Source organism: Branchiibius cervicis, from assembly GCF_042661605.1.
Taxonomy (GTDB): domain Bacteria; phylum Actinomycetota; class Actinomycetes; order Actinomycetales; family Dermatophilaceae; genus Branchiibius; species Branchiibius cervicis.
Genome location: NZ_JBHSWJ010000002.1, coordinates 1603217 through 1623200 on the forward strand (window position 1 = coordinate 1603217; position 19984 = coordinate 1623200).

21 protein-coding genes and 2 pseudogenes are annotated in these 19984 nt (G+C 67.7%); 9 read left to right on the forward strand and 14 right to left on the reverse strand.

The genetic code is table 11. The annotated features are described in order from the left end of the window. Nucleotides 1-41 precede the first annotated feature (41 nt). From ACFQBT_RS08495 to fabG, 3 genes and pseudogenes are all read right to left on the reverse strand, one after another. Nucleotides 42-2192, reverse strand: a complete 2151-nt coding sequence (locus tag ACFQBT_RS08495; RefSeq protein ID WP_377821929.1) for a tetratricopeptide repeat protein — start codon at nt 2190-2192, stop codon at nt 42-44. 17 nt (nt 2193-2209) lie between these two features. Beyond that, a pseudogene (gene fabI, locus ACFQBT_RS08500) lies at nt 2210-2970 on the reverse strand (enoyl-ACP reductase FabI). Between the two features lies 1 nt (nt 2971). Then, nucleotides 2972-3697, reverse strand: a complete 726-nt coding sequence (gene fabG, locus ACFQBT_RS08505; RefSeq protein WP_377821930.1) for a 3-oxoacyl-ACP reductase FabG — start codon at nt 3695-3697, stop codon at nt 2972-2974. Nucleotides 3698-3762: 65 nt separating this feature from the next. On the opposite strand from fabG, the gene ACFQBT_RS08510 reads away from it, so the two are divergent. Both ACFQBT_RS08510 and ACFQBT_RS08515 read left to right on the forward strand, forming a co-directional pair. Then, nucleotides 3763-4074 carry a DUF3099 domain-containing protein gene (locus tag ACFQBT_RS08510; protein ID WP_377821932.1) on the forward strand — a complete coding sequence of 104 codons (312 nt, stop codon included), beginning with the start codon at nt 3763-3765 and terminating at the stop codon, nt 4072-4074. Between the two features lie 91 nt (nt 4075-4165). Then, a complete protein-coding gene (locus ACFQBT_RS08515) occupies nt 4166-4678 on the forward strand; it encodes a DUF732 domain-containing protein (RefSeq protein ID WP_377821934.1) in 513 nt (170 codons plus the stop codon). Between the two features lie 15 nt (nt 4679-4693). On the opposite strand, the gene moaA is transcribed toward ACFQBT_RS08515, so the two are convergent. Then, the gene (gene moaA, locus ACFQBT_RS08520; RefSeq protein WP_377821935.1) at nt 4694-5671 is read right to left on the reverse strand and encodes a GTP 3',8-cyclase MoaA; all 978 of its coding nucleotides are present in this window, start codon (nt 5669-5671) and stop codon (nt 4694-4696) included. 32 nt (nt 5672-5703) lie between these two features. Between moaA and ACFQBT_RS08525 the strand changes: the two genes are divergently transcribed. Then, the gene (locus ACFQBT_RS08525) at nt 5704-6525 is read left to right on the forward strand and encodes an SURF1 family cytochrome oxidase biogenesis protein (protein WP_377821937.1); all 822 of its coding nucleotides are present in this window, start codon (nt 5704-5706) and stop codon (nt 6523-6525) included. 8 nt (nt 6526-6533) lie between these two features. Here the strand turns inward: ACFQBT_RS08525 and ACFQBT_RS08530 are convergent. Further along, a pseudogene (locus ACFQBT_RS08530) lies at nt 6534-8131 on the reverse strand (ABC-F family ATP-binding cassette domain-containing protein). A 62-nt stretch (nt 8132-8193) separates the two neighbouring features. On the opposite strand from ACFQBT_RS08530, the gene ypfJ reads away from it, so the two are divergent. Beyond that, nucleotides 8194-9123 carry a KPN_02809 family neutral zinc metallopeptidase gene (gene ypfJ / locus ACFQBT_RS08535; RefSeq protein WP_377821939.1) on the forward strand — a complete coding sequence of 310 codons (930 nt, stop codon included), beginning with the start codon at nt 8194-8196 and terminating at the stop codon, nt 9121-9123. An 81-nt stretch (nt 9124-9204) separates the two neighbouring features. Here the strand turns inward: ypfJ and ACFQBT_RS08540 are convergent, their stop codons facing one another. From ACFQBT_RS08540 to ACFQBT_RS08580, 9 genes are all read right to left on the reverse strand, one after another. Then, nucleotides 9205-9531, reverse strand: coding sequence for a metal-sulfur cluster assembly factor (locus ACFQBT_RS08540; RefSeq protein ID WP_377821941.1), 327 nt, complete (start codon nt 9529-9531; stop codon nt 9205-9207). Beyond that, nucleotides 9528-9962: a Fe-S cluster assembly sulfur transfer protein SufU gene (gene sufU, locus ACFQBT_RS08545; RefSeq protein WP_377821943.1), complete on the reverse strand. Its 435-nt coding sequence runs from the start codon at nt 9960-9962 to the stop codon at nt 9528-9530. Before sufU ends, ACFQBT_RS08540 begins: the two co-directional genes overlap by 4 nt. After that, entirely contained in the window at nt 9962-11284 is a 1323-nt protein-coding gene (locus tag ACFQBT_RS08550) for an aminotransferase class V-fold PLP-dependent enzyme (protein ID WP_377821945.1), read from the reverse strand. Before ACFQBT_RS08550 ends, sufU begins: the two co-directional genes overlap by 1 nt. Then, the gene (gene sufC / locus ACFQBT_RS08555) at nt 11281-12045 is read right to left on the reverse strand and encodes a Fe-S cluster assembly ATPase SufC (RefSeq protein ID WP_377821947.1); all 765 of its coding nucleotides are present in this window, start codon (nt 12043-12045) and stop codon (nt 11281-11283) included. Before sufC ends, ACFQBT_RS08550 begins: the two co-directional genes overlap by 4 nt. Before the next feature lie 35 nt (nt 12046-12080). Beyond that, nucleotides 12081-12419, reverse strand: a complete 339-nt coding sequence (locus tag ACFQBT_RS08560) for a non-heme iron oxygenase ferredoxin subunit (protein WP_377821949.1) — start codon at nt 12417-12419, stop codon at nt 12081-12083. After that, the gene (sufD, locus tag ACFQBT_RS08565) at nt 12416-13603 is read right to left on the reverse strand and encodes a Fe-S cluster assembly protein SufD (RefSeq protein WP_377821951.1); all 1188 of its coding nucleotides are present in this window, start codon (nt 13601-13603) and stop codon (nt 12416-12418) included. Before sufD ends, ACFQBT_RS08560 begins: the two co-directional genes overlap by 4 nt. Further along, the gene (sufB, locus tag ACFQBT_RS08570) at nt 13603-15021 is read right to left on the reverse strand and encodes a Fe-S cluster assembly protein SufB (RefSeq protein WP_377821952.1); all 1419 of its coding nucleotides are present in this window, start codon (nt 15019-15021) and stop codon (nt 13603-13605) included. The genes sufD and sufB overlap by 1 nt, the downstream gene beginning before the upstream one ends. Beyond that, nucleotides 15018-15707, reverse strand: coding sequence for a helix-turn-helix transcriptional regulator (locus ACFQBT_RS08575; RefSeq protein WP_377821954.1), 690 nt, complete (start codon nt 15705-15707; stop codon nt 15018-15020). The genes sufB and ACFQBT_RS08575 overlap by 4 nt, the downstream gene beginning before the upstream one ends. A gap of 94 nt (nt 15708-15801) precedes the next feature. Then, nucleotides 15802-16794, reverse strand: a complete 993-nt coding sequence (locus ACFQBT_RS08580; RefSeq protein ID WP_377821956.1) for a glycoside hydrolase family 3 N-terminal domain-containing protein — start codon at nt 16792-16794, stop codon at nt 15802-15804. Between ACFQBT_RS08580 and ACFQBT_RS08585 the strand changes: the two genes are divergently transcribed. The 5 genes from ACFQBT_RS08585 to ACFQBT_RS08605 all read left to right on the forward strand — a co-directional run bounded on the left by ACFQBT_RS08585 (nt 16778) and on the right by ACFQBT_RS08605 (nt 19885). Beyond that, nucleotides 16778-17074: a hypothetical protein gene (locus tag ACFQBT_RS08585; protein ID WP_377821958.1), complete on the forward strand. Its 297-nt coding sequence runs from the start codon at nt 16778-16780 to the stop codon at nt 17072-17074. The two genes, ACFQBT_RS08580 and ACFQBT_RS08585, sit on opposite strands and share 17 nt — an antisense overlap. Nucleotides 17075-17111: 37 nt before the next feature. Continuing rightward, nucleotides 17112-17819, forward strand: coding sequence for an ABC transporter ATP-binding protein (locus tag ACFQBT_RS08590; protein WP_377821960.1), 708 nt, complete (start codon nt 17112-17114; stop codon nt 17817-17819). Nucleotides 17820-17824: 5 nt separating this feature from the next. Further along, nucleotides 17825-18583 (forward strand): ABC transporter permease, encoded by a 759-nt coding sequence (locus tag ACFQBT_RS08595; RefSeq protein WP_377821961.1) that lies wholly within the window; start codon nt 17825-17827, stop codon nt 18581-18583. Further along, complete coding sequence (locus tag ACFQBT_RS08600) at nt 18583-19509, forward strand: COX15/CtaA family protein (RefSeq protein ID WP_377821963.1); 927 nt, start codon at nt 18583-18585, stop codon at nt 19507-19509. Before ACFQBT_RS08595 ends, ACFQBT_RS08600 begins: the two co-directional genes overlap by 1 nt. A gap of 88 nt (nt 19510-19597) precedes the next feature. Continuing rightward, a complete protein-coding gene (locus ACFQBT_RS08605) occupies nt 19598-19885 on the forward strand; it encodes a hypothetical protein (RefSeq protein WP_377821965.1) in 288 nt (95 codons plus the stop codon). Nucleotides 19886-19984: the final 99 nt, after the last annotated feature.

The window sequence follows — 19984 nt, forward strand, 5'->3', positions numbered from 1 at the left end:
GGTTCACGTCGTCACCTGCCATCGCAGTCGGTCGGGACCGGTCACTGGATGGCGTCGGTGAACCGGCGCAGCGACGACGGGTAACGAGCCACGTCCGGATCGGTCGAACCGGCCAGCGCTGTGCGCAGGACCTCGCGCAGCGCTTCCGCGTCCCGATCGAGGTCGTGCAGGGTGAACGCCCGGAAAGCTTGCACCACGAGGCTGTTCGGTCGCTCCTGCGCCAAAGCGTCCAGGATGGCCAACGACTCCTCCAGCCGCCCCAGGTGGCGTAATGTGCTGGCCTTCTGCAGCAGCGCGCGGTGACGGAACGGCTCGCTCAACCCGCCCTGCAGGGCCAGGTCGTAGTGCCCGAGCGCTTCGTGCTCCAGACCCGCGCTGTCGAACGTCCCGGCGTACTCGTAGCGCAGCCGAGCATCCTGCGGATGCGCTGAGACCAGTTCCGCGGCCCGCTCGATCCGCAACCGGTCATCCTCGATCGTCCACAGCTGGTCGATGGCGGTGTCCAACTCGTGGCGCCCCGCCGCGGTCAGCACCTTTCGCCGGATGGCGGCCGCGTCATCCTCCCGCCCACCCTCAGCAATCAGCCAGTCGTGCAGCGACGCCCGGTCTTCGTGCGTCATCAGCGCGACGACGTCACCGGGCCGGGATTGCTCCAGGAGGCCTGCCAGAGCTGACGGTTCGTCGTCGCACAAGCCGATGGGGACCACACCGGCCCTGGCCAGACCCTCCCGCATCAGGCTCATCATCTCGTCCTTGTTGCGGTCGCGTAGGTAATGCTCCTTGTGCACAAGCATGACGTGGTCGGCTACCAACCCGGCCTGCTCGCCCAGGTTGACCAGGATCTCGTTGGTACGGTCACCGCCGGTTCCAAGACCCAGCCACAACTCCGCTCCCGGTGGTCGCAGGCCGGAGGCGACCGTGAGCAGCGCAGCCAACCCGGCTTCGTTGTGGGCCATGTCCAACACCACGGTGGCTTCACGAAGGGAGTAGATGTTCATCCGCCCCGGATTGTGCGCGACGTCCGGAGCGAACGTCCGCAGCCCCTCGACCACGGCGTCCCGCGGCAACCCCGCCGCCAGACCGGCCGCGGCACCGGCCAGGGCGTTGGCGATGTTCTGTTGCGACAGTCCCGCCAGCGTCATCGGCACGTCGAGGACGTTGATCAACCGCTCGAGTTCACCGTGCTCGTCGATCGTCACGATGTCACCGTCGAGCACCGTGATGCCGCGGCCGCGCACCGCCTGAGATTCGCGCAACGCCGGCGAATCGGGGCTGAGAGTGAAACACCACGGCGGCGCCGGAGCGGAGGCGCGCATGGCCCAGACGCGCGGATCGTCGCCGTTGAGCACCACCCAGCCGGAGGTGACCTTGGTGACGATCGCCTTCACCTCGGCCAACTGGTCGAGGGTGTCCACCCCTTGCATCCCCAAGTGGTCGGCACTGACGTTCGTGACCACGCTGACGTCGTTGGTGGCGACGCCCAACCCTTTGAACAGCATTCCGCCACGGGCAGTTTCAAGGACAGCGAACTCGACCCCGGGTGTGTTCAGCACGGTCCGCGCGCCCGCCGGGCCCGAGTAGTCACCGGTGACCACGACCTCCCCCTGGACCAGAACACCGTCCGTCGAGCTCCACCCGGTCCGCAGCCCGGCCGTCATCGCCAGGTGCGCTATCAACCGCGTGGTGGTGGTCTTCCCGTTCGTTCCCGTGACCGAAACCGCCGGCACCTGCGGCGTGATCGGCGCAAGGGTCTCGTCAGCCGGCGCATTGCGCACGGTGGCCGCCGCCTGCGTCCAGACTCCCGGGTCCAGCCGTTCGTCGATGGCTGCGTCCAGGACCTCACCCAGCGCGGTGCCCAGCGCGTGGGCACGGCCCCGGCTGCGCACCGGACAGGCGAGGACCACTTCCTGGGGCTGCTCCCCAGATCGCACCCGGATACCCAGGCGGGTGATGCCGGCCTCCCGCGAGATGCGTCGCACGACCGGCGGCAACAGACTCATCAGGGCCCGTTGCCGCGCGGCGCTGTCCGGCACTCCGACGACCGATCGACGTACGCCGAGATCACCGGCCAGGGCCAGGAAGCGCGCCGCCGGGCACGAGAGCAACTCGGGCAGATCCAACGTGAGTTTGGCTGCGGGCCGGGGGAAGTAGAGGTTCGGTCCCTCCAGGACCCGCACCGCAACTCGCGTCATGGCCCCAGCGTAGGCGGCTACTGACCCATCGCGTGCACACCGCCGTCGACGTGCAGGATCTCCCCCGTGGTGGCCGGGAACCAATCCGACAACAGCGCGACACAGGCCCGCGCCGCAGGCTCCGGGTCACGCACGTCCCAGCCGAGGGGGCGCGGGTGGACCAGGTGTCCTCGAACTGCTCGAACCCGGGAATCGACTTGGCGGCGGTGGTCCGGATGGGTCCGGCGGCAACCAGGTTGCACCGGACCCCGCGCGGGCCGAGGTCACGTGCCAGATAACGGCTGGTTGCTTCGAATGCGGCCTTGGCCACTCCCATCCAGTCGTAGACCGGCCACGCGAACTTTGCGTCGAACGTCAACCCCACGACTGCCGAACCTTGCTGCAGCACAGGCAAAGTCGCGACCGATAAAGCCTTCAAGGAGTACGCGGACGCGTGCAGAGCCGTCGACACGTCCTCCCAGGTCCCGCCCATGAAGTCGAAAGCACCCGGCGGCGCGAAACCGATCGAATGCAGCACGCCGTCCACACCGTCGACGTGCTCGCCCAGACGGTCGGCGAGTGAATCCAGGTCGTCTGCCGAGGTGACGTCCAGTTCCAGGACCGGGGGTGTCTGCGGCAGGCGTTTGGCGATGGTCTGGGTGATCTTCATCGTCCGGCCGAACGACGTGAGCACGACCTGTGCACCCTCCTCCTGGGCCAACCGGGCCACGTGGAACGCGATCGAGGAGTCCATCAGGACCCCGGTGATCAGCAGCCGTTTGCCGTCGAGCAGTCCCATCTCAGTGCCCCATTCCCAGTCCGCCGTCCACGGGCAGGACGGCCCCGCTGATGTACGCCGCGTCCTCACCGGCGAGGAACGTCACCGCCCGCGCGACGTCCTTGGTGCCGCCAAACCGGCCGGCCGGGATCGCCGCGAGATAGGCGTCCTGTTGCGCCTGCGGCAGCGCCGCGGTCATGTCGGTGTCGATGAATCCGGGAGCCACGACGTTCGCGGTGATCCCCCGGCCGCCCAACTCGCGCGTGATCGACCGGGCCAGTCCGATCAGACCTGCTTTGGAGGCGGCGTAGTTCGCCTGCCCCGGTGAACCGTAGAGCGCGACGACGCTGGAGATGAAGATCAACCGGCCGAACCGGCGCTGGATCATGCTTTTGCTGGCCCGTCGCGCCACGCGGAAGGTCCCGGCCAGGTTGGTGTCCAGCACCCGGTCGAAATCGTCGTCGCTCATCCGCATCAACAGGGTGTCGGCGGTGATGCCCGCGTTGGCGACGACCACCTCGATCGGGCCCCCGCACCACTGCTCGGCCTCGGTGAACGCCGCGTCCACCGAGTCGCTTCGGGTGACGTCGGCCGCGACGGCGTAGGCGCCGTCCGGCCCCTGACCGCTGCGCGAGGTGACGACGACCTTGTCTCCCTGATCGACGAAGGCGGCTGCGATGGCATAGCCGATCCCCCGGTTGCCACCTGTTACCAGAACGTTCCGCTGACGAGTTTCGACCTGACTCACCCGCGCGACGTTAGTGCACTACTGGGGGTAGTACCCATCGGCGATGCGGCGCCTATCCTGAACGGGTGAGTGACAAGCCCAGTGTGCCGTCGGCAACCAATCTGCCGGTGTCACCGAAGGGCGACCAGTCCATCCGGATGCGCAACTACACCATTTCGATGACGATCCGGACGCTGTGCTTCGTGCTGGCGATCTTCACCCACGGATGGATCCGGTGGGTTTTTGCGATCGCCGCCATCCTGTTGCCCTACATCGCGGTCGTCCTGGCCAACGCCAGCAACCAGCGCCGGATCGACGTACGCGGGTCGCTGCGTCCGTTGCGGGCCGACCAACAGCTACCGCCGGCCGCCTCCGACACCCACCACAACCTTCGCTGAGGCGGCCCCGTACGGGTGTCGGGAATTCTCCGGTCCCGCCCCACCCGGCGATGAACTGGCCCCGTACGCCATTGCATGCCACGATCGGGGCATGGCCAAGAACCTCCTGATCGCCGCCGCTTCGACCGTCGCCGCAGCGGCGGTGCTGAGCGGCTGCGGATCCACCGTCACCGTCAACCCCTCCGCCACCGCCTCGGCCACCACGACGAGCACGACCACGTCCGAGACGCCCAGCGAAACCACGACCAGCGAAACCACGAGCGAGACGCCGAGCGAGACCACGACCTCGCAGACCTCCACCTCCGAGGCACCAGCGTCCAGCACGTCGGCGCCGAGCCCGTCGACCAGTGTCGACGAGATCCACAAGACCGCCTTCCTGAAGGTCGTGAAGCAGCGCTTCCCCACCATCACCGACCAGGCTGCCCTGGCCGATGGCCAGTGGGTGTGCGGTCAGATGGGTCAGGACAAGAACATCCTGACGGTCATCGGCGACCTGAAGCAGAAGCACCCGGACTGGAGCACGACCAACGCCGGCTACTTCCTCGGCGTGTCCATCGGTGCCCTGTGCCCGCAGTACACCTCCAAGGTGACTGCCGGCGCCTGATCGATCACGGCGGCGTCAGCCGCCGATACTCGACATCGGCCGTTCGGGTTGTACGAAACCCGGGCGGCCGATGCCGTGGCCGCGGGCTTTGCGCCACATCGTGGCCCGGATGATGTCGACCAGTTCGGCGTCGCTGGCGCCCGCCCGCAACGGATCGCGCACATTGTCCTCGTCGCGCGCGAAGAGGCAGTTGCGCACCTGCCCGTCGGCGGTCAGCCGCACCCGGTCACACGATCCGCAGAACGGCGCGGTGACGCTGGCGATGATGCCGACGGTCGCCGGTCCCCCGTCCACCGTGAACCTCTCCGCGGGCGCGCTTCCGCGCTCCTCGACGGGCGTGAGCCCGAAGGCCGCGCCCAGCGTCGTCAGCAGCTCATCCCTGGTCAGCATGGTGGCGCGGTCCCACGTGTGACCGGCGTCCAAGGGCATCTGCTCGATGAACCGCAGGTCGTATCCGCGGTCGAGACACCACGAGAGCAAACGGACCGGGTCCTCCCCGTCACGCGTGGCCACGGCGTTGACCTTCACCGGCCGTAGTCCTGCGTCCGCCGCCGCTTTGAGGCCCCGCTCGACGTCATGGAAGCGGTTGCGCCGGGTCAACCGGGCGTAGATCTGCGGGTCCACCGCGTCCAACGACACGTTCACCCGATCGAGGCCGGCCTCGGCCAGCGGCGCAGCGAGCCGGTCCAGGCCGATGCCGTTGGTGGTCAATGACAACTCGGGGCGGGGCGCCAAGCCGGCCAGTCGGCGTACGACGCCGGGCAGTCCCCGGCGCAGCAGCGGCTCACCGCCGGTCAGCCTGACCGACGTCACCCCCTCGGCGACGAACAGGCCGACCACGCGCACCAGTTCGTCGTCGGTCAGGTGTTCGCTGCGCGGCAACCAGTTCAGCCCCTCCTCGGGCATGCAGTACGTGCAGCGCAGGTTGCAGCGATCGGTGAGCGACACCCGCAAATCTGTCCCCACCCGACCGAACTGGTCGACCAACGTCATGGGCCCCACCCTATGCCGAGTAACGTCAGGGGGTGCTCGCCAAGCTGACCGAACGGCGGTGGCTGACCTGGTTGTTGGTCGCCACCGTGTGGGCCGTCGGCTGTTTCTTCCTCGGCCTGTGGCAATGGCACCGGTTCAGCGACAAGCACGCCGCTCAGGAACAACTGCAGGTCAACTACGACGCCGACCCGCGACCTCTGGCCGACGCCGTCGGCAGCGGGCGGGACTGGCTGCGCGTCACGATGACCGGCACCTACGCGGCCGATCAACAGGTCCTGGCCAGGAACCGGCCCAATGACGGTGACTTCGGCTACGAGGTGCTCGTACCGCTGCGACTCAGCTCGCCGGCGGACGGCGCCACCACTGTGATCGTGGATCGCGGCTGGGTACCCAACGGCAGCACGGCGTCGGCGCCCGACTCGGTACCCGCCGTACCCTCCGGCCAGATCACCGTCGTGGGCTGGCTGCGGCCGTTCGAGCCGAATCTGGCCAAACCCGCGGTCACCGGACAGGTCGCGTCGATCTACCTGCCGGACATCGTCGCCGCGGCCGGGCTCACTGCCTCCGATGTGGTCGGCGACAAGTACGTGCTCATGCAATCGGAACGTACGTCGACCGGTGCGGCACCGGCGCGACCAGCCGCCCTGCCCGCGCCGGACCCGGGCTCCTACGCCGGCATCAACCTGTCGTACGCGATCCAGTGGTGGATCGGCATGGTCGCGGGGTACGGATTCGTGGTCATGCGCGCCCGGCGCGAGCTTCGCGACGAACGCGGCGCCGACCGACCCGGTGCCAACACGCCGCAACCGCCCAAACCCCAGAAGGTGCGGGTCTGGGACGAGGAGGACGCGTGAGCCGCGCGTCAGGCCAGCGCCACCAGATCGGCGTAGTCCGGACCCCACAGGTCTTCGACGCCGTCGGGCAGTAGCAGCACCCGGTCGGGCTCCAGTGCGTGCACGGCTCCCTCGTCGTGGGTCACCAGCACCACCGCCCCCTCGAAGGCGTGCAGCGCGCCCAGGATCTCTTCCCGGGAGGCCGGGTCGAGGTTGTTGGTCGGCTCGTCGAGCAACAACACGTTCGCCGACGAGACCACGAGCAGCGCCAGCGACAACCGGGTCTTCTCACCTCCGGAGAGCACCCCCGCGGGTTTGTCGACATCGTCGCCGCTGAACAGGAACGACCCCAGGACCTTGCGGGTCTCGGTCTCCCCGAGTTCCGGCGCCGCGGACTTCATGTTGTCCAGCACGGTGCGATCCATGTCGAGGTTCTCGTGTTCCTGCGCGTAGTAGCCCAACCGCAGGCCGTGCCCGTGGTCCACGATCCCGGTGTCCGGCGGATCGATGCCGGCCAGGATCCGCAGCAGCGTCGTCTTACCGGCACCGTTGAGGCCGAGGACCACGACCCGTGACCCGCGGTCGATGGCGAGGTCGACGTCGGTGAAGATCTCCAGCGAGCCGTAGGACCGCGACAACCCCTGGCCATCAACGGGGTCTTGCCGCACGGGGCCGGTTTGGGGAACCGCAGTTTGGCCACCCGGTCGCTCTGCCGCTCGCCTTCCACCGAACTCAGCAGCCGTTCGGCGCGCCGGGCCATGTTCTGTGCCGCGGTGGCCTTGGTGGCCTTCGCGCGCATCTTGTCGGCCTGGGCGAGCAGCGTCGCAGCCTTCTTCTGCGCGTTCTGCAGTTCGCGTTTGCGGCGGCGCTCGTCAGTCTCCCGCTGCTGCAGGTAGGACTTCCACCCGACGTTGTACTGGTCGATCACCTGCCGGTTAGCGTCCAGATGGAACACCCGGTTCACAACCTTCTCCAGCAGGTCGACATCGTGACTGATGATGATCAGTCCGCCGGAGTAGCTGGCCAGGTGGTCGCGCAGCCAGACGATGGAATCGGCGTCCAGGTGGTTGGTCGGTTCGTCCAGCAGCAGCGTTTCCGCGCCGGAGAAGAGGATCCGGGCCAACTCGACGCGGCGACGCTGACCGCCGGAGAGGGTGGAGAGGGGTTGTTCGAGGATGCGCTCGGGTAACCCGAGGCTGGAGGCGATCGCAGCGGCCTGGGATTGCGCGGCGTACCCGCCGGCGGCTTCGAACTCGGCCTCCCGGCGGGCGTAGCGGCGCATCGCCCGCTCGGCGACGGCCGGGTCGTCGTCGCCCATCTGGGCCGCCGACGCGGCGAGATCACGCACGATCACGTCCAATGATCGTGCGGACAGGATGCGGTCGCGGGCCAGTACGGACAGGTCACCGGTCCGGGGGTCCTGTGGCAGGTAGCCGACCTCGCCGCTGGAGGTGACCGACCCGGCGGCGGGCTGGCTCTGTCCGGCGAGGACCTTGGTCAGCGTCGTCTTGCCCGCTCCGTTGCGACCCACCAAGCCGATTCGATCCCCGGCAGCCACCCGGAAGCTGGCATCGGACAGCAAGAGTCGGGAACCGGCCCGCAGTTCGATATCGGTGGCTACGATCACGTGGAGCGACTCTAGTCGCGCGCCCGCTTGCACCCCCAATCGTGAACGGTGATGATCAGCGCATGACGTTCAATGACAACGTCGGACTCGACACCTCCCAGGTGCAGTCCGGCGGATCGGGTGGGGGCTACAGCAGCGGCGGGGTCGGCCGCGGCGGCGTGGCGGTCGGCGGTATCGGCGGCATCATCATCCTGATTCTGACCATGATCTTCGGCGGCAATCTGCTTGGTACCAGCGGCACTTCCAACGCCCTGAACAACGGCAACGATGTAGCGTCCAACTCCGGCTCCGTCAGCGACCAGTTCAGCGAGTGCAAGACCGGTGCCGACGCCAACAACAACGACACGTGCCGGGTCATCGCTACGGTCAACAGCCTGCAGAACTTCTGGTCGGGGTACCTGCCGAAGTACGGCCAGAACTACACACCCGCGAAGACCGTCCTCTACTCCGGCAGGACCGCCTCGGGGTGTGGCACCGCGACTTCCGCCATGGGCCCGTTCTACTGTCCCCTGGATCAGAAGGTCTACGTGGACGTGTCCTTCTACCGAGAGTTGACCAGCACCTATGGCGCCGACACCGGCGCACTGGCGAAGGAGTACGTCGTCGCGCACGAGTACGGCCACCACGTCCAGAACATCCTGGGTTTGCTCGGCGCCTCACAGCAGGACCCACAGGGCGCAAACAGTGCCTCGGTGCGCACGGAACTGCAAGCGGATTGCTTTGCGGGTCTGTGGGTCCGCTACGCCTCGCAGACCACTGACGCCCAGGGCAACGTGTTCATCCCGAACATCACCGACACCGACATCAAATCGGCCTTGTCCGCGGCCGCGGCGGTCGGCGACGACCACATCCAGGCCCAGGCCGGTGGACGGGTCCGTCCCGACACGTTCACGCACGGCACCTCGGCGCAACGGCAGAAGTGGTTCTACACCGGTTACTCCACCGGCGACCTCAACCGCTGCGACACCTTCAACGCGGCTTCGCTGGGCTGAGGCCGCCCGAAGCGGCGGAACGCCAGGCCCCCGGAACCTTTGGTTTCCGGGGGCCTGGCGTTGGTAGGTGGTAGAAGGACCTCAGATGTTGAAGCCGAGGGCGCGCAACATCTCGCGCCCGTCGTCGGTGATCTTGTCCGGCCCCCACGGCGGCATCCACACCCAGTTGATCCGGTGACTGGTCACGAGACCCTCCAGGGCGGAAGCAGTCTGGTCCTCGATGACATCGGTCAGCGGACAGGCGGCGCTCGTCAGCGTCATGTCGAGCACCGCGTTGGCCTCACCGTCGACGGTGATCCCGTAGACCAGACCGAGATCGACGACGTTGATCCCCAGCTCGGGGTCGACGACATCGCGCATCGCTTCTTCGACGTCGGCGACATTGACGGGGTTGGTGGTCTCTGTCATGCGGTTTCCTCCTGGGTACGGCTGAGCGCGTCGAGGTAGGCCGACCACGCCAGCAGTGCGCACTTGACCCGCGCGGGATATTTGGCGACGCCGGCGAACGCGACCCCGTCTCCGATGAGTTCCTCATCGCCGGGGTCCTGGCCTCGGGAGGTCAGCATGGACTTCATGGCTTCGTAGGTCGCCATGCTCTCGGTGATCGAGTGGCCGATGACTTCCTCGGCCAGTACCGACGCCGACGCCACCGAGATCGAGCAGCCGGTCGAGTCATAGGACACGTCCTTGACCACGTCGCCGTCCACATCGACCCGCAGCGTGATCTCATCGCCGCACGTGGTGTTGATGTGGTGCACCTGGGCGTCGAACGGCTCGCGCAGACCGGCGTGCTGCGGGTGTTTGTAGTGATCGAGGATCACTTCCTGGTACAGGTCCATCACACGTCCAATCCGAAGACCACCGGCACCGCGTCGAGTGCGTCGACGAAAGCGTCGATCTCCTCGAACGTGGTGTACGGCGCGAAGCTGGCCCGCGTCGAGGCCGGCACCTTCAGAGCTCGGTGCAGCGGCCAGGCGCAGTGGTGCCCGGTGCGTACGGCGACCCCCGCGTCGTCGAGAATCTGCCCCACATCGTGGGGGTGGACTCCGTCGATCGTGAAGGCGACCGCGCCACAATGGATCTGCGGATCAGTCGGGCCAAGTACGCGCACCCAGGGCCGCTCGGCGAGCCGGTCGAGGGTGTAGGCGACCAGGGCACGGTCGTGCGCGGCCACGTTGTCCATGCCCATTCCGGCCAGGTAATCGCTGGCGACCCCGAGAGCAACCGCCTGGGCAGCCATCGGCACTCCGGCTTCGAAGCGCTGGGGCGGCGCGGCGTACGTCGACTTCTCCATCGTGACCAGCTCGATCATCGAGCCGCCGGTCAGGAACGGCGGCAGTGCGGCCAGCAACTCCTGGCGTCCCCACAGCACGCCGATCCCGGACGGGCCCAGCATCTTGTGGCCGGAGAACGCGAGGAAGTCCACGCCCAGCTGCGTCACGTCCACCGGGAGGTGCGGCACGGACTGGCAGGCGTCCAGCACGGTCAGCGCACCGACCTCGCGGGCCCGCGAGACCAACTCGGCGACCGGGTTGATCGTGCCCACGACGTTCGAGACATGGGTGAACGCCAGCAGTTTGGTGTGTTCCCCGATGGGTGCGTTCTCCAGGTCGAGCGTTCCGTCCGGCAGCACCGGGATCCAGCGCAGCGTCGCGCCGGTGCGGCGGCAGAACTCCTGCCACGGCACCAGATTCGCGTGGTGCTCCATCTCGGTGATGCAGACCTCGTCGCCGGGGCCGATGCGTAGCCGGTCGGCGATGGCCGGGTCGACCCCGTCCAGGGCGCCCGGGGCCAGCGCGTTGGACAGCCCGTAGGCGACCAGGTTCAGTGACTCGGTCGCGTTCTTGGTGAAGACCACGTCGTCCGCCGCCGCGCCGATGAACGCCGCCACCCGGGCTCGCGCGGTCTCGAAGGCGTCCGTCGCCTCCTCCGCCAGCTGGTGGGCACCGCGGTGCACCGCCGCGTTGCGCTGCTCATAGAAGTCGCGTTCGGCCTCGATGACGACTCGCGGCTTCTGTGACGTGGCGCCCGAATCGAGGTACACCAGCGGCTTTCCCTCACGCACGGTACGGGACAGGATCGAGAAGTCGGCCCGGATCGCGGCCAGGTCCAGCGCGGTCGCATCGGGAGTGGCTACGCCGATGTCGGCGTGTGTGGTCACGACGCAGTCGCCCCCTGCAGGTAGCGGTCGTAGCCCTCGTTCTCGAGGCGTTCGGCCAGTTCGGGGCCGCCCTCTTCGGCAACCTTGCCGTCGACGAAGACGTGCACGAAGTCCGGTTTGATGTACCGCAGGATCCGCGTGTAGTGAGTGATCAGCAGGACGCCGAGGTCGGTGGTTTCCTTGGCGCGGTTGACCCCCTCGGACACGATCCGCAGCGCGTCCACGTCGAGACCGGAGTCGGTCTCGTCCAGGATGGCGATCCTGGGCTGCAGGAGTTCCAGCTGCAGGATCTCGTGACGCTTCTTCTCACCACCGGAGAAGCCCTCGTTCACGTTGCGCTCGGCGAAGGCGGAGTCCATCCGCAGGTTCTCCATGGCGCCCTTGACGTCCTTGACCCAGGTGCGCAGCTTCGGCGCTTCTCCGTCGATCGCCGTCTTGGCGGTGCGCAGGAAGTTGCTCACGGTGACGCCGGGCACCTCGACGGGGTACTGCATGGCCAGGAAGAGACCGGCGCGGGCCCGCTCGTCGACCGACATCGCCAGGACGTCCTCGCCGTCGAGGGTCACACTGCCCTGGGTGACGGTGTACTTCGGGTGACCGGCGACGCTGTAGGCCAAGGTCGACTTACCCGAGCCGTTGGGGCCCATGATCGCGTGGGTCTCGCCGGAGGACACGGTCAGGTCGACCCCTTTGAGGATCTCCTTGGTGCCCTGTTCGGTATCGACGGTGACGTGCAGGTCACGGATTTCAAGCGTGGACATGGTTCTTCCTTCTTCAGTGATTCAGACGCAGTAGTTCAGACGGCGACGCCGTTGACGGAGGCGGTCACGTCGACCAGCACGTCACCGTCCTCGACCTTCACGGGGTAGACGGCAATGGGCTCGGTGGCCGGCAGACTGGTGGGTTCCCCGGTGTTCAGATCGAAAGCGGAGCCGTGCAGCCAGCATTCGATCGTGCAGCCGTCGACCTCACCCTCGGACAGGGAGACGTTCGCGTGCGAGCAGGTGTCGTCCACGGCGTGCACGTGATCGTCCTCGTCCCGCACGATCGCGACCGGCCGGCCGTCGATCTCGGCCAGCGCCGGAGTGTTCCGGGTCAGATCGCCGAGGGCGCATACCCGGACGAACTCGCTCATGCTCCGGCCTCCGAGCCGGCCGCGAGCTCGCGGTCGATCGCCTCCATCAGCGGATCGACGACCTCGGGGATACCGATCTTGGCGACGATGTCGGCGAAGAAGCCGCGCACCACCAGGCGGCGGGCGGCATCCTCGGGGATTCCGCGAGCCTGCAGGTAGAACAACTGCTCGTCGTCGAACCGGCCGGTCGATGAGGCGTGACCGGCTCCCTCGATGTCACCGGTCTCGATCTCCAGGTTGGGCACCGAGTCGGCGCGCGCACCGTCGGTCAGGACCAGGTTGCGGTTGAGCTCGTAGGTTTCGATGCCCTCGGCCGCAGCCCGGATGAGCACATCCCCGACCCACACGGTGTGGGCCGAATCCCCTTGCAGCGCACCCTTGTACGTCACCAGAGAGGTGCAGCGGGGTGCGTTGTGGTCGACGAACGAACGGTGCTCGAGGTGCTGACCGGCGTCGGCGAAGTAGACGCCGAGCAGCGTCGCGTCGCCGCCCGGGCCGTCGTACGTCACGTTGGTGTTGAGCCGCACGATGGCCCCGCCCAGGGTGACGGCGATGTGCCGGTACCTGGCGTCGCGGCGTACGACCGCGTCGTACTGACCCAGGTGGATGGCCTCGTCCTGCCACTCAGCGGTGGTGACGAGGGTCAGGTTCGCGCCGTCCTGGACCTCGACGGTCAGCACTTCGCTGTAGTCGGAGATGCCGTGGTGGCTCAGCACCACGGTTGCCTGCGCGTGCTTGCCGACGCGCACCAGCAGGTGGCCGTGCACGGTCTCGCGCTGCACACCGGTCAGCTCGATGCGCACCGGCTCGGTGAGCTCGGCGTTCGCCGCGATGTCCAGCACCGCGACGCCACCGGAATGAGCGGCAGCCACGGCCGCGGCCCGATCGGCCGGAATCGCCAGACCGAGGTCGCGCCACTCCTGCACCGACATGGTGCTCAGGGTGGCCCCCTGCGGCAGGTGCTCGGACCACTCCAGGTGGCCGCCGGTTGCCTCGTCACGGAACAGCGGACCCAACCGGTCGACCGGGGTGAAGCGCCACTCCTCCTCGCGACCGTTGGGGATCGCGAAGTCGGCGACGTCGAACGACGTACGCCGCTCGGCGCGCGACTGATCGGGGATGACCCCGGCCGACACCTGGGCGGACGGGTCGACGTGACTCTTTTCGGGCGTCAGCAACGACATCAGCCGACGGCTCCTTCCATCTGCAGTTCGATGAGGCGGTTGAGTTCGAGGGCGTACTCCATCGGCAACTCACGGGCGATCGGCTCGACGAAGCCGCGCACGATCATCGCCATCGCCTCGGTCTCGGTCAGGCCGCGGGACTGCAGATAGAACATCTGGTCCTCGCTGACCTTGGACACGGTGGCCTCGTGACCCATCTGCACGTCGTCCTCACGGACGTCGACATAGGGGTAGGTGTCGCTGCGGCTGATCTGGTCGACCAGCAGCGCATCGCAGACCACCGACGACTTGGAGTTGGTGGCACCGGGCAGAACTTGCACCAGACCGCGGTAGGAGGTGCGGCCACCACCGCGGGCCACCGACTTGGACACGATGGTCGAGCTGGTGTTGGGCGCGGCGTGCACCATCTTGGAACCGGCATCCTGGTGCTGGCCCTCGCCGGCGAACGCGATCGACAACGTTTCGCCCTTGGCGTGCTCACCGAGCAGGAAGACAGCCGGGTACTTCATCGTCACCTTGGATCCGATGTTCCCGTCGATCCACTCCATGGTCGCGCCGGCCTCGCAGGTCGCGCGCTTGGTCACCAGGTTGTAGACGTTGTTGGACCAGTTCTGGATCGTCGTGTAGCGCACCCGTGCGTTCTTCTTCACGATGATCTCCACGACCGCGGAGTGCAGCGAGTCGGACTGGTAGATGGGCGCGGTGCAGCCCTCCACGTAGTGCACGTAGGAGTCCTCGTCGGCGATGATCAGGGTCCGCTCGAACTGGCCCATGTTCTCGGTGTTGATCCGGAAGTAGGCCTGCAGCGGGATGTCGACGTGCACACCCTTGGGCACGTAGATGAACGAACCGCCCGACCACACAGCGGTGTTCAGCGAGGCGAACTTGTTGTCGCCGGCCGGGATGACCGAGCCGAAGTACTCCTTGAAGATGTCCTCGTGCTCGCGCAAACCGGTGTCGGTGTCGACGAAGATGACGCCCTTCTCCTCCAGGTCCTCTCGGATCTGGTGGTAGACCACCTCCGACTCGTACTGCGCGGCGACGCCGGCGACGAGGCGCTGCTTCTCCGCCTCCGGGATGCCCAGCTTGTCGTAGGTGTTCTTGATGTCCTCGGGCAGTTCGTCCCAGGTGGTGGCCTGCTTCTCCGTGGACTTCACGAAGTACTTGATGTTCTGGAAGTCGATCCCGGTCAGGTCACTCCCCCAGGACGGCATGGGCTTCTTGTCGAAGAGGGACAGCGCCTTGAGCCGGAGTTTGGTCATCCATTCCGGTTCGTTCTTGCGCCCGGAGATGTCGCGCACGACGTCCTCCGACAGCCCTCGTCGGGCACTGGCGCCGGCGGTGTCGGAGTCGGCCCAGCCGTACTCGTACCGTCCGATGCCCTCCAAGCCGGGGTTGAGCTCTTCGATCGTGCTCATGATTCGTCCCTTCGGGTGGTGGATTGCGGGTGCTGACCATTGCCTGACTGAGCAGGGGTCGGCACGAAGGTCGTGCACACGTGATCCCCGTGTGCCAACGAAGCCAGTCTCTGTACGTGAACACCGAGGACCCGCGAGAACATTTCCGTTTCCGCCTCGCACAATGCGGGAAACTGCTCGGCGACGTGCTGTACCGGGCAATGTCCCTGGCACAACTGCACGCCCGTCCCCAGCGGGCGGGTCGAGGTGGCGAATCCCCGTGCGTCGAGGGCCGTCGCCAAGGCCTGGGTACGGTCGGCGACCGTACCCTCGGCCGGCAGCTCCAGACCCTCGGCGAGCACCGACGCGCGACGCCGGGCGTACGCCTGGACGGCCTCGTCGCCGCCCTGCTCGGCCAGGAAGGCCAACAGATCGGCGGCCAGGTCGTCGTAATCCGAGCGCAGCCGCGAATGCCCCGCATCGGTGACGACGTACGCCCGCGCCGGTCGACCCCGGCGACGTTCACCGTGCAGGTCACGTTGGCTGTCGCGTTCGGACAACTGCCCCTCGGCGACCAGCGCATCCAGGTGCCGGCGGACGGCCGTGGGAGTCACCTCGAGCCGATCGGCCAACTCGACCGCGGTGATCGGACCCTGCTCTGAGACGGTGCGAAGTACCCGTTGCCGGGTACCCGTCTCGATATTCACAACACGAGTGTTACCTAATTCGCCGTAGCACTTCTAGGCAGGCCAACCTAACTTGTGCTACATGTCACAGGTGCCGCGGTGACTGTCGCTGCGGTCAGGAGCCACAGGTCACCAGCCCCAGCCGCTGCTTGGCTGCGATCACCCGGATCGCGGCCTGCCTGAGCCGGTTGCGGAACCCGGCGTCGGACGTCGCGCGGTCGTGCACCGCCTGCCACATGGTCGGCAGCACCTGCGGCTGGGCCGACAACAACAGCAGGTCGTCGCCTGCGGCCAGCGCGGCGATCGCGCGCGGCCCGGCGGGCAGGACCTGGGGCGCCTTCGCGCCGCTGAGGTCGTCGGTGATGATTGCGCCGGAGAAGCCGAGGCCCCCGCGCAGCCACGACAGGATGGTCGCAGAGAAGACGGCCAGATGGTGGGGGTCGATCTTCTGGTACGTCGCGGAGGAGACCATCACGAACGGAGCCCCCGCGTCGATCACCTGACGGAACGCGCCGATGCTCGCCGAGTCCTTCGTCGTCGATCTGTCGACGACGGACGCGGAGAAATCGGTGTTGGCGGTCACCGAACCCAGACCGGGGAAGTGTTTGACGCTGACCGTGATTCCTTGACCCAGTTGGCCCTTGGCAAAGGCCGTGGCTCCTGCCCCCGCCACCCCGGGGGTGTGTCCGAACTCCCTGTCGAAGCCACCGATGGGCGGGTTCCGGGCGCCGGCCGCCACCGTGTCCGCCACCGGAGCCAGGTTCATGTTCACTCCGGCTGCCTTCAACTGCCGGGCCCACCGTCCCGCCCGGTCCTCGAGTGTCGATGACCGCCATCCGCCCTGCACCAGGGCGGTCGGCATCCGGTCGAAGCCGGGCCCTTTGAGCACCTGGACGTTGCCGCCCTCCTGATCCGTGGCGATGAAAGGCCGCACGCCGGCAACGGTGGTCATCCGCCTCAGGTCAGCGGTGAGGTGGGCCACGCGACTGACGGACGCCGTACTCCGACCGGTCAGCATCACGTTGCCCACGTGGTGGCGGGTCGCCCAACCGGACAACTCGCTGGTTGCGCTGCGGGCCGGCGTGCCGACCATGAAGACTTGTCCCACCTGCTCCTCCAGGCTGAGCCGCCCGACGACGGCCGCCGCTGGGCAGCCGCTCGGAGAGGACGAGCGGGATGCGGACGGAGACGATGCCGGCGGGGACGAAACAGGCGGTGACGACGAGGTGGGTGGTGCGGAGGTGACGGGGGCTTGCGAGCCGGACGCCGTCACCGGAGCATTCGACGTCGCGGGCGGCGCGGATACCGGCGAACTGCACGCCGCGACGGTCAGCACCGTGCCGGCAATCGTCACCATCTCGGCCCGCCTGGTCACCCAGCGACCCTAACCGAGGCACTACCGCGCCTCGCCTAGAATGGCTCTTCGTGACGTCCGCAGCAGTTGAGATCCGCGACGTCGTGCATTCGTACGGAACCACTCGCGCATTGGCGGGCCTGACCTGGTCGGCCGCGGCCGGACGGGTCACCTGCGTGCTCGGCCCGAACGGCGCCGGTAAGACCAGCATCATCGAGATGGCCGAGGGTTTGCGCCGTCCCGACTCCGGGTCGATCCGGGTGCTGGGCGTCGATCCGTGGGGCGCCGACGCCGAGCACCGAGCCAAGGTGGGCGTCATGCTGCAGGACGGCGGTCTGCCCGGCAGCGTTGCCGTCGGTCGGTTCCTGACCCACTTCGCCCGGCTCTACCCCGACACCGGACGCCTTCCGCAGTTGGCAGACCGGCTGGGACTGGCCGCGTTCGAGAAGACCACGGTACGACGACTGTCCGGTGGCCAGCGCCAGCGCGTCGCGTTGGCGGCGGCCCTGCTGCCGCGTCCCGCGGTCGCCTTCCTGGACGAGCCGAGTGCCGGCCTGGATCCGCACGCCCGGTTGGACGTCTGGGATTTGGTGCGCGAAGAACGCGATCGCGGCTGCGCCGTCGTGGTCACCACTCACTCCTTCGAGGAAGCCGAACAGTTGGCCGACGACATCGTGATCATGGCCGCCGGGCGCGTCGTGGCCGCCGGAACACCCGCCGCCGTGGCCGCCGGAGCCTCGCTCGCCGACACCTATTTCGACCTGACGCGACCGGCGTGACGACGATGACGACCACCTCGACGAGGCTGCCTTCACCTGCCGCTCGGATCCGCGCACAGGGCGCCTACGAGGCGCAGACCCTGCTGCGCAACGGCGAACAACTGCTGGTGTCGGTCGTGCTGCCGGTCATGGCGCTGGTCGGCCTGGCGGTCTCGACCATCCCTTCCCTGGGCCCCGGCCGGCGCATCGATGTCGCAGTACCCGGCGTGCTCGCCCTGGCTGTCGTGTCCACCGCATTCACCGGACAAGCCATCGCGACCGGATTCGATCGCCGGTACGGCGTGTTGCGGCTTCTCGGAGCCAGCCCGCTCGGGCGCGGCGGGCTGCTGGCCGGTAAAGCGCTCGCCGTACTCGCCGTCGTCGCCATCCAGACCGTGGTCCTGTCCGCCATCGGAATCGGTTTCGGGTGGCGACCGCACCTGCCCGGCATCCTGGCCGGGATCGTCCTGCTGGTCCTCGGCACGTGGACCTGGGTGGCGCTGGCCCTGCTGCTGGCCGGTTCACTGCGCGCCGAAGGGGTTCTCGCCGTCGCCAACCTGATCTGGGTTCTGCTGGCGGCCGGCGGCGGCCTGCTGATCCCGACCGATCGGCTCGGGGGCCTCGGTGAGGTCGTGCGCTACCTACCCTCCGGTGCCCTCGGCGACGGGTTGCGCGCTGCGTTGCAGGGGCACGACACCTCACTGGTGGTGCCGGTCCTGGTCCTGGTCGTGTGGGGCGTCGCCGGCACCCTGCTCACGGCCCGGTTCTTCCGGTGGAGCGACTGATGGGCGCCGTCCTTCCGATCCTGCCGCGTGCGGTCCCGACCCACCGGGTCCTGCGATTCCTGGTGTGGCTGAACCTGGTCGTCGAGGTGCTCATCGTGTGCACCGGCGGCCTGGTGCGCCTCACCGGCAGCGGTCTGGGCTGCCCGACCTGGCCGCAATGCGTCCCGGGATCCTACGTACCCGTTGCCCACCAGGAGCAGTCCTGGCACAAATACGTCGAGTTCGGTAACCGGACCCTGACCGGCCTCGTCGGTGTCGTTGCGATCGCCCTGCTCGTGGCCATCTGGTTGTGGGCCCGCGATCGCAAGGGCCTGCTGCTGCCGGTGGGCCTGATCATCCTCGGGATCGTCATCCAAGCGGTCGTCGGTGGGATCAGCGTCCATCTCAAGCTGAATCCGGCGATCGTCGCGATCCACTTCCTGACCTCGATGCTGCTGGTCTGCGGCTCTGCCTGGCTCGTCTGGCGCGAACGCGAGGGTGACGCGGACCGAAAGTGGTTGGTGCGCAAAGAAATCCAATGGCTCGCGGTGGCGGCGTCCGTCATGACCGTCATCGTGCTGGTCCTCGGGACGATGGTGACGGGGTCGGGCCCGCACTCCGGCGACGCGACGCAGCCGGCCCGCTTGGACATCGATCCGCGCACCACTTCCTGGCTGCACGCCGACGCCGTGATGTTGCTGCTGGGCCTGGTGTTCGCCGTACTCATCGCGCTGCGACTGACGGCCAAGGATTCGCAGCCGTGGCGCAACTGGTTGTGGGTCCTGATCGTGATCCTGCTGCAAGGGGTCCTGGGCTACACGCAGTACTTCCTCGGGGTGCCCGCACCGCTGGTCCTGCTGCACATGCTGGGCGCCAGCCTGCTGGTGGTCTTCGTCACCTGGGCGATGCTCAGTCTGCGCGAACGCGTCGCGCCCTCAGGGTTGTGAGCAACGCGTCCGACGTCTGACACCTGTCACGCACCCGGCAGGACGCATGGTCCTGTTCCGCGGCTCCGGCGACGGCCAGACTGTGGTCATGACCGATGACACCCTGCACCTGAACGGCACGCTCGGCAGCACCAAACGGTCCGGGTTGTGGCAGGTACCTCGCTACGTGTCGATCAAGCGCCGGCTCGGCTCGGTCGAACTCGATTTCTCCCAGGCCGAGTTCGTCGACGACACGGTCGACATCCTGGTCGACCTGGTCGGGGGCTCACTGGAGATCCGGTGCCGGCTGACGTGTGGGTGGAAAGCAGTGTCACCACCAACCTCGGCAGCTACGAGGACCATCGCAAGGGCAATCCCGACGACCCCCGGATCATGATGCGTCTGTCAGGATCGACGACCGCCGGTTCGGTGCAGGTACGCGGTCCGAAGAAGGCAATCTGGCCCTTCGGCGCCAAACAATGACCGAGCGCCGGCG

Excerpts from the sequence above, each read along its gene's own strand:
- moaA (WP_377821935.1), bottom strand. The coding sequence starts at position 5,671 with ATGACGTTGGTCGACCAGTTCGGTCGGGTGGGGACAGATTTGCGGGTG.
- sufD (WP_377821951.1), bottom strand. The coding sequence starts at position 13,603 with ATGTCGTTGCTGACGCCCGAAAAGAGTCACGTCGACCCGTCCGCCCAG.
- ACFQBT_RS08540 (WP_377821941.1), bottom strand. The coding sequence starts at position 9,531 with ATGACAGAGACCACCAACCCCGTCAATGTCGCCGACGTCGAAGAAGCG.
- ACFQBT_RS08600 (WP_377821963.1), top strand. The coding sequence starts at position 18,583 with ATGGGCGCCGTCCTTCCGATCCTGCCGCGTGCGGTCCCGACCCACCGG.
- sufB (WP_377821952.1), bottom strand. The coding sequence starts at position 15,021 with ATGAGCACGATCGAAGAGCTCAACCCCGGCTTGGAGGGCATCGGACGG.
- sufC (WP_377821947.1), bottom strand. The coding sequence starts at position 12,045 with ATGTCCACGCTTGAAATCCGTGACCTGCACGTCACCGTCGATACCGAA.
- ACFQBT_RS08585 (WP_377821958.1), top strand. The coding sequence starts at position 16,778 with ATGAAGACTTGTCCCACCTGCTCCTCCAGGCTGAGCCGCCCGACGACG.
- ACFQBT_RS08595 (WP_377821961.1), top strand. The coding sequence starts at position 17,825 with ATGACGACCACCTCGACGAGGCTGCCTTCACCTGCCGCTCGGATCCGC.
- ACFQBT_RS08495 (WP_377821929.1), bottom strand. The coding sequence starts at position 2,192 with ATGACGCGAGTTGCGGTGCGGGTCCTGGAGGGACCGAACCTCTACTTC.
- sufU (WP_377821943.1), bottom strand. The coding sequence starts at position 9,962 with ATGGACCTGTACCAGGAAGTGATCCTCGATCACTACAAACACCCGCAG.
- ACFQBT_RS08560 (WP_377821949.1), bottom strand. The coding sequence starts at position 12,419 with ATGAGCGAGTTCGTCCGGGTATGCGCCCTCGGCGATCTGACCCGGAAC.
- ACFQBT_RS08515 (WP_377821934.1), top strand. The coding sequence starts at position 4,166 with ATGGCCAAGAACCTCCTGATCGCCGCCGCTTCGACCGTCGCCGCAGCG.
- ypfJ (WP_377821939.1), top strand. The coding sequence starts at position 8,194 with ATGACGTTCAATGACAACGTCGGACTCGACACCTCCCAGGTGCAGTCC.
- ACFQBT_RS08605 (WP_377821965.1), top strand. The coding sequence starts at position 19,598 with ATGACCGATGACACCCTGCACCTGAACGGCACGCTCGGCAGCACCAAA.